The following is a 7005-nucleotide window of genomic DNA, read 5'->3' as shown; positions in this document are numbered from 1 at the left end:
AACTATATCCGCACCGCGCGGGCCAAGGGCCTGCCCGAGCGCATCACTCTCCTGCGCCATGGCGTCAAGGCGGCCCTGCCGCCGATCGTGTCCTATCTCGGGCCCGCCATCGCCAACATCATCACCGGCTCGATCGTGATCGAGCAGATCTTCGGGATCCCCGGCATCGGCCGCTATTTCGTCCAGGCCGCCCTCAACCGCGACTACACGCTGGTGATGGGCGTGGTCGTGTTCTATGGCGCGCTCATCATCCTGCTGAACCTGCTGGCGGATCTGGTCTATGGGCTGCTCGATCCGCAGGTGCGCTATGACTGATCTCGCAATCCCGTCCGCACCGGCACGGCCCCGCAGCCTCTGGGCCGATGCGCGCCGCCGGCTGTTCCGCAACAAGGCGGCGATGCTGAGCCTGATCCTGCTGGCGATCATCACCCTCGCCTGCATCTTCGCCCCGCTCCTGGCTCCCCATCCGATGGACGAGGTGAACTGGGACCGGATCATGGCGCCGCCCGACTGGTCGCTCGGCTATTATTTCGGCACCGACGAGAATGGCCGCGACCTCCTGGCCCGCGCGCTCTATGGCGGCCGCGTCTCGCTCTCGATCGGGGCCGTCGCGACGCTGGTGAGCCTGGTCATCGGCGTCGCCTGGGGCGCCCTGGCGGGCTTTGTCGGCGGCCGGGTCGACTCCCTCATGATGCGCATCGTCGATATCCTCTATGCGCTCCCCTTCGTGTTTTTCGTGATCCTGCTCACCGTCGTGTTCGGGCGGGACCAGATCCTGATGTATGTCGCGATCGGCGCCGTCTCCTGGCTCGACATGGCGCGCATCGTCCGCGGCCAGACCCTAAGCCTCAAGCGCAAGGAGTTCATCGAGGCGGCCCATGCCTCGGGCGTCGGCACCTTCGCGATCCTGCGCCGGCATATCGTGCCCAACACGCTGGGCCCGGTCATCATCTACACGACCCTGACCGTGCCCCAGGTGATCCTGATCGAATCCTTCGTGAGCTTCCTGGGTCTCGGCGTGCAGGAGCCTAATGCCAGCTGGGGCACGATGGTGAACGAGGGCGCGCGCGTGATGGAGACCTCCTACTGGGTCCTGGTCTATCCCGCGACCCTGCTGGTCGTGACCCTGCTCTGCCTCAACTTCATCGGCGACGGCCTGCGCGATGCGCTCGACCCGAAGGACCGCTGAGATGAGCGCCATCGCGGTACCCCGTCCCGCCCTCTCGACCGATCCGATCTTCGAGGTCGAGGATCTGCGGGTCGCGTTCGCCCTCGAGGGCGGCAGCCGGATCGATGCCCTCGATGGCGTCAGCTTCACGATCGCCCCCGGCGAGACCGTCGGCATCGTCGGCGAATCGGGCTCGGGCAAGACCCAGCTTTTCATGGCGGCGATGGGGCTGCTGGCGCGCAACGGCCGGGCGACCGGCCATGTGCGTTTCGACCGCAGCGAGATCCTGGGATTGCCGCCGGCCGAGCTCAACCGCCTGCGCGGCGCGCGGCTCGCCATGATTTTCCAAGACCCCATGACCTCGCTCAACCCGTTCCTCACGGTCGAGCGGCAACTGACCGAGGTGCTGGTCACGCATCGCGGCTTCGATCGCGCCCGCGCCCGCGAGGCCGCCATCAAGATGCTCGAGCGGGTGCAGATCCCCGAGCCCGAGCGGCGCATCGACATGTATCCGTTCGAGTTCTCCGGCGGCATGCGCCAGCGGGTGATGATCGCCATGGCGCTGCTCTGCGGACCCGAGTTCCTCATCGCGGACGAGCCGACCACGGCCCTCGATGTCACGATCCAGGCGCAGATCCTGTCCCTGCTGGCGGAACTCAAGCGCGACACCGGCATGGCGCTCGCGATCATCACCCACGATCTCGGCGTCGTCGCCGGCCTCTGCGACCGGGTGCTGGTGATGTATGCGGGCCGGATCGTCGAGGAAGGCACGGTCCAGGATCTGTTTCGCGAGCCGCTCCATCCCTATACCGCCGGCCTGCTGGCCTCGATCCCCCGCGCCGACCCGATGTCGGTCGAGGATGACGAGCCGCCGCTGATCGCCATCCCGGGCCAGCCGCCCGATCTCCAGCATCTGCCGTCGGGTTGCGCCTTTCGCACGCGCTGCCGCTTCGCCTTCGAGCGCTGCGCGCGCGAGGTACCGCTGCTGCACGGCGCCGGACAGGATCGCGCCAAAGCCTGCCATCTCGATCAACCGCCGGCCGTGGGGACGCCCAGGCCATGATCGCAACCGGGAAGCCCGCACTCGATAAAGCCAAGCCGATCCTCTCGGTCAAGGATCTGCATGTCACCTTCCCCATCCGCCGCGGTATGTTCCGGCGCGAAGCGACCCTGGTGGCGCTCGACGGGGTGAGCTTCGATCTCAAGCCGGGCGAGACGCTGGGTCTGGTCGGCGAATCCGGCTCCGGCAAATCGACGCTGGGCCGTGCGGTGCTGCGGCTCCTGCCGCGCGTCGAGGGCCATGTCACCTGGCTGGGCCAGGATCTGGCGGGCCTCACGCCGGAGGCGCTGCGACGGCTGCGGGCCGATATGCAGATCGTGTTCCAGGATCCGCTGGCCTCGCTCGATCCGCGCATGCCGGTCGGCGAGATCGTGGCGGAGCCACTGCGCACCTTCCAGCCCGACCTGCCGAAGAAGGAGATCCGCGCGCGCGTCACCGGCATGCTGACCCGTGTCGGCCTGGGGCCGGAGCATCTCGACCGCTATCCGCATGAGTTCTCGGGCGGGCAATGCCAGCGCATCGGCATCGCGCGTGCCATGATCAACCGCCCGAAGCTGGTGATCTGCGACGAGCCGGTCTCGGCGCTCGATGTCTCGATCCAGGCGCAGATCATCAATCTGCTGATGAAGCTGCAGCGCGAGGACGGGCTCGCCCTCATCTTCATCTCGCATAATCTCTCGGTGGTGCGACATATCAGCCACCGCATCATGGTGCTCTATCTGGGCCGGGTCGCGGAGCTCGCCGACCGGCGCACATTGTTCCGCGAGCCGCGCCATCCTTATACCCAGGCGCTGATCTCCGCGGTGCCGCTGCCCGATCCCGAATTGGAACGGGCGCGCCGGCATCTGGTGCTCAAAGGCGAGCTGCCCTCGCCGCTCGATCCGCCCTCGGGCTGCACCTTCCGCACGCGTTGCCCCAAGGCAACCTCGATCTGCGCCGCCGAACGGCCCGCGCTCGAGGTCACGCCCGATGGCCACAGCGTCGCGTGCCATCATTGGCGCGAATGGACGCGCGCGATTTAAGAGAATACACGGTCCGTGCGCCAGCTGTTGGCGCAGGTTTCGACGCCGAAGACATTGCCCCGTAGCATGTCGCGTAGCTGCATGAAACGATCTGGCAGCGACTCGACCCCATCTTGGAATTGTGTCATGTCAGGATGGTCATAGCGCCTATTATGGCATCCAAGGTGCGCCTTGCTGTCTGGATCCAATCCGCGCGGGGCCTCTTGAAAAACTTCCAACTACAGACGGGCGATGTCCCAAAGCTAATTCCATCGCCAGCCCGAGGCCCACAAACGAGCATCATGCGGAGATTTTGACACTCAGGACGTTCGGAGGTGTTGAAATGTTTCTCAGAATAGCTCTTGGCGTCGTCGCTCTTTCCTGGAGCTGGCCAGCCGTTGCAGACAGCTTTGTTCCCACCATTTACAGCGATGGATATTCATGTCCATCTAACTGCGATGCTCACGTGGTGTTCAACGCCGAGCATAACGGGACGAAGTACGCATCGCTTCCAGCGAGTCCTCGCTCCAGCCCTGCCACTTGCAGGATTGGCGAGATCTGCCGCATTTGCTTTGACGACACGGATGGTTCCTGCTTGAACGTCATGTACCGGGGTAGCGGCCCCGACAAGGGACGCTTCGATTTCACGCCGGCATTCTATGAAGCGACATGCTCCGCACAGTCTCTGCCTGAGGTTCTGGTCGAGCAATGCAAGAGCTTTGAAAAGCAATACAATAATCTTACTCGTGATGCCGTCTACTGTTTGAGCGACCCGACATACGCCGGATGTGATGCGCTGTTGGCCGCGGCTGAATCTTCAAAGGCCTCTGACCAGCCATTTTGGGACGAGTGTCGCGAAATAGGACAGGCCGCGTTCAACAGGAAGTATGCCGCCGAACCCGCCAAACAGCGTTCGCTTAGTTGCGCCTATGAGAAGATGGGCAGCGGTGGCCCGAACAGCAGTGGCCAGACCTGGAGGAGGCTCTTGCCTGCAGCATGTCAGGCCGGCGCCTATGTCGGCCGAGACGGTTTGGACTGTTGCGATAGCAATAAGATGTCTCTGGGCGGTCTTGGCCGCGAATGCGCCAACTACACCGTCGAGAAATGATCGGCAAGTTTCATCGGTGGCAACGACAGCGGGGCGCCATGAAGCCCCTCCGGCATCTGCAGCGGACCTTGCAAACGTCGATGATTCACGCAAGAAAAACCCGATGAGCGCGAAATATGACAGCATCGGAATCAACTCTGCGGAGCTTCGCAAGCCGGATCGGCGGATCGCCAGGATCATCGAGAGCGCACTCGGGTCAGCGCAACCCGTTTTGAATGTCGGTGCCGGCACCGGTTCCTACGAGCCGACTGATCGATCCCTGATCGCTGTCGAGCCTTCGCGCGAGATGATCCGAAAGCGCAGCCCGACGGCGGCCGAGGCGATTCAGGCCAGCGCCGACGATCTGCCATTCGATGACAAGAGTTTCGACGCCGCCATGGCGATCCTGACCATTCATCATTGGCCCGACAAGGAGGCAGGCTTGCGCGAGATGCGCCGCGTAACACGCGGCCGGATCGTCCTGCTCACCTTCGATCCGTCGCACCGACCATGGCTGACCGACTATCTTCCTGAACTGGCGGCGTTGGACGAGGCCCAGATGCCGACGATGTCCGACTATGAGCGATGGCTGGGCTCCGTGCGGATCGCACCGGTTCCGGTGCCCCATGATTGCAGCGACGGATTCCTCTATGCTTACTGGCGAAGGCCCTCGGCTTATCTGGATACGCGCATTCGCTCTGGCAGCTCTTCCTTTTGGGCCATCGGCAACGCCGATGCGGGATTGCAAAATCTGAGGCGAGACCTTGAAACCGGCGAATGGGAGCGCCGCTACGCCGAATTGCTCACCCTCGATGAATATGACGCAGGATACCGGCTCGTCGTCGCAGACTGATCCGCAAACGACCGTTTTCCAACCCTCTCTGCCGCCGCTCGCCCGAAGCCGAAGGTTCGGGTGGGGTCAAGCTAGGATCGTCGGCCGCGCCGCGCCGCCTCGATCACGGCAACGTCGATCTTCTTCATATCCATTATCGCCTCGAACGCGCGTTTGGCTTCATCGCCGCCGACAGCCATCGCCTCCATCAGCACGCGCGGCGTGATCTGCCAAGAGATGCCCCATTTGTCCTTGCACCAGCCGCACGCACTTTCCTGGCCGCCATTGCCGACGATGGCGTTCCAATAGCGGTCGGTCTCTTGCTGATCGTCCGTGGCGATCTGGAACGAGAAGGCTTCGTTATGCTTGAAGGCGGGCCCGCCATTGAGGCCGAGACAGGGAATGCCGGCGACCGTGAATTCAACCATCAGCACGTCGCCCGCCTTGCCGGACGGGTAGTCGCTGGGAGCATGGTGGACGGCACCCACCGAGCTGTCAGGAAAAGTCTTGGCGTAGAAGCGAGCCGCAGCCTCGGCGTCCTTGTCGTACCATACGCAGATCGTGTTCTTGGCCATTGCCATGTCTCGTTCCTTTGCTTCTGAAGTCCATCAACAGTACATCACGAATATAGAATGCATTCGTGTCCTTCGGCGTTCCGCCAGCAACAGCGAAAAGGTTATAGCGCTACCGGAGCTGCCAGTTCTGAGGCCAGATTCGGGCCGTGGCTCGATCAAAGTGGCGGTCCGCTTCGGCTCAATAGCGGATGCCGGCGCCAGATCTGTTCTGGAATGAGGGAGAGCTGGCGCACCGTCTCCGGTGACGATGAGAGCTGCATTTACGCCACAGCCTTCTAAAACCCGGCCTGAGAGTCAGACGGAACACATTGAAAGAACGATAAAATTGCGGAAGAACGATGCGCCCCGCCCGCGGCGGGCAATTGCAATGACGGTGCGGTCCGCTGTAACCATTCCGACCGCTTGATGTCATAGGAGACGCAGCATGGACCGATTCACCGGCGGTTGCCTGTGCGGCAACGTCCGAATTGTGGCGGCGGGACTCCCATACCGGGTCGGCATTTGTCACTGTCTCGACTGCCGCAAGCATCATGGGGCCCTTTTTCACGCGTCCGCGATATTCCCTCAGGATGCGGTGACGATCGAGGGCGAAACACGCGACTATGCCGGGCGGTTTTTCTGTCCGCGCTGCGGCTCCTCCATTTTCGGGCGCAGCGGCGACGAAATCGAAGTGAACCTGGGATCTCTGGATGCCCCCGACCAGCTGAGGCCAACCTACGAACTCTGGACCGTCCGTCGCGAGTCCTGGTTGCCACCGTTTCCGCTCACGAGACGATACGACCGCAATCGTGACACCACGGGTCGCTTTGAGAAGTAGGTGGCACGAACGGTGCGAAGGCGCCGTTTGGGAGGTCACGCCGGCGCGTCACTCCGGGAGACCGGCCTTGCGGTAGCCGTCAACGAAATGCTCCAGCGTCGCAGCGTCGCGGAATGGCTCCGTCGTGGCCCAGTGACGGGTTGTGAAATGCGGGTTGCCGACGAGGAACAATTCGACCTCTGCGCGCGCCTCGTCGAGCCGGCCCAGTTGGGCAAGGCTTGCCGCCAGGAAACGGCGTGAGCTTGTACGATAAGTCTCGTCCCTGCGCAGTGTCTCGACAGCGGCTTCGTATTCGCCGGCCGCATACTGCGCCTGGCCGAGCGTCAGATAGTACCAACTTGCCGGAAGCGGGTTCAGCCGGAACGCCTTGCGAATGTGCTCAAGGCCCTCCTCGACCCGCCCGGCCAAGACCGCGATGTCGGATAGTGCAGCCCTGGTGTCGGCCTCGTTCGGGTCGAGCTCGAT

9 protein-coding genes are annotated in these 7005 nt (G+C 63.3%); 7 read left to right on the top strand and 2 right to left on the bottom strand.

What is annotated here, in order from left to right; genetic code table 11:
• The 6 genes from ACREE8_RS23905 to ACREE8_RS23880 form a co-directional block, all read left to right on the top strand.
• Nucleotides 1-315: ABC transporter permease subunit (locus ACREE8_RS23905; protein WP_431575529.1), on the top strand; the 315-nt coding region annotated here is incomplete at its 5' end.
• Nucleotides 308-1189, top strand: coding sequence for an ABC transporter permease subunit (locus ACREE8_RS23900; RefSeq protein ID WP_431575528.1), 882 nt, complete (start codon nucleotides 308-310; stop codon nucleotides 1187-1189). The genes ACREE8_RS23905 and ACREE8_RS23900, both read left to right, overlap by 8 nt.
• A gap of 1 nt (nucleotide 1190) precedes the next feature.
• A complete protein-coding gene (locus ACREE8_RS23895; RefSeq protein ID WP_431575527.1) occupies nucleotides 1191-2231 on the top strand; it encodes an ABC transporter ATP-binding protein in 1041 nt (346 codons plus the stop codon).
• Nucleotides 2228-3250 carry an ABC transporter ATP-binding protein gene (locus ACREE8_RS23890; protein ID WP_431575526.1) on the top strand — a complete coding sequence of 341 codons (1023 nt, stop codon included), beginning with the start codon at nucleotides 2228-2230 and terminating at the stop codon, nucleotides 3248-3250. The genes ACREE8_RS23895 and ACREE8_RS23890 overlap by 4 nt, the downstream gene beginning before the upstream one ends.
• A gap of 322 nt (nucleotides 3251-3572) precedes the next feature.
• On the top strand, nucleotides 3573-4337 hold the full coding sequence (locus ACREE8_RS23885; RefSeq protein WP_431575525.1) for a hypothetical protein: 765 nt from the start codon (nucleotides 3573-3575) through the stop codon (nucleotides 4335-4337).
• 103 nt (nucleotides 4338-4440) lie between these two features.
• Nucleotides 4441-5169, top strand: coding sequence for a class I SAM-dependent methyltransferase (locus ACREE8_RS23880; RefSeq protein ID WP_431575524.1), 729 nt, complete (start codon nucleotides 4441-4443; stop codon nucleotides 5167-5169).
• A 71-nt stretch (nucleotides 5170-5240) separates the two neighbouring features.
• Here ACREE8_RS23880 and ACREE8_RS23875 read toward each other — a convergent pair whose 3' ends face one another.
• On the bottom strand, nucleotides 5241-5729 hold the full coding sequence (locus ACREE8_RS23875; RefSeq protein ID WP_431575523.1) for a VOC family protein: 489 nt from the start codon (nucleotides 5727-5729) through the stop codon (nucleotides 5241-5243).
• Between the two features lie 418 nt (nucleotides 5730-6147).
• Between ACREE8_RS23875 and ACREE8_RS23870 the strand changes: the two genes are divergently transcribed.
• A complete protein-coding gene (locus ACREE8_RS23870) occupies nucleotides 6148-6540 on the top strand; it encodes a GFA family protein (RefSeq protein ID WP_431575522.1) in 393 nt (130 codons plus the stop codon).
• A gap of 48 nt (nucleotides 6541-6588) precedes the next feature.
• Here ACREE8_RS23870 and ACREE8_RS23865 read toward each other — a convergent pair.
• The coding region (locus ACREE8_RS23865; protein WP_431575521.1) for a hypothetical protein at nucleotides 6589-7005 on the bottom strand (417 nt) is incomplete at its 5' end.

It is taken from the genome of Hypericibacter sp., assembly GCF_050729195.1.
GTDB lineage: Bacteria > Pseudomonadota > Alphaproteobacteria > Dongiales > Dongiaceae > Hypericibacter.
Note: the sequence above shows the minus strand (reverse complement) of the source record. Positions and strands in the feature narration are given on the sequence as shown.

Excerpts from the sequence above, each read along its gene's own strand:
- ACREE8_RS23900 (WP_431575528.1), top strand. The coding sequence starts at position 308 with ATGACTGATCTCGCAATCCCGTCCGCACCGGCACGGCCCCGCAGCCTC.
- ACREE8_RS23895 (WP_431575527.1), top strand. The coding sequence starts at position 1,191 with ATGAGCGCCATCGCGGTACCCCGTCCCGCCCTCTCGACCGATCCGATC.
- ACREE8_RS23890 (WP_431575526.1), top strand. The coding sequence starts at position 2,228 with ATGATCGCAACCGGGAAGCCCGCACTCGATAAAGCCAAGCCGATCCTC.
- ACREE8_RS23885 (WP_431575525.1), top strand. The coding sequence starts at position 3,573 with ATGTTTCTCAGAATAGCTCTTGGCGTCGTCGCTCTTTCCTGGAGCTGG.
- ACREE8_RS23880 (WP_431575524.1), top strand. The coding sequence starts at position 4,441 with ATGAGCGCGAAATATGACAGCATCGGAATCAACTCTGCGGAGCTTCGC.
- ACREE8_RS23875 (WP_431575523.1), bottom strand. The coding sequence starts at position 5,729 with ATGGCAATGGCCAAGAACACGATCTGCGTATGGTACGACAAGGACGCC.
- ACREE8_RS23870 (WP_431575522.1), top strand. The coding sequence starts at position 6,148 with ATGGACCGATTCACCGGCGGTTGCCTGTGCGGCAACGTCCGAATTGTG.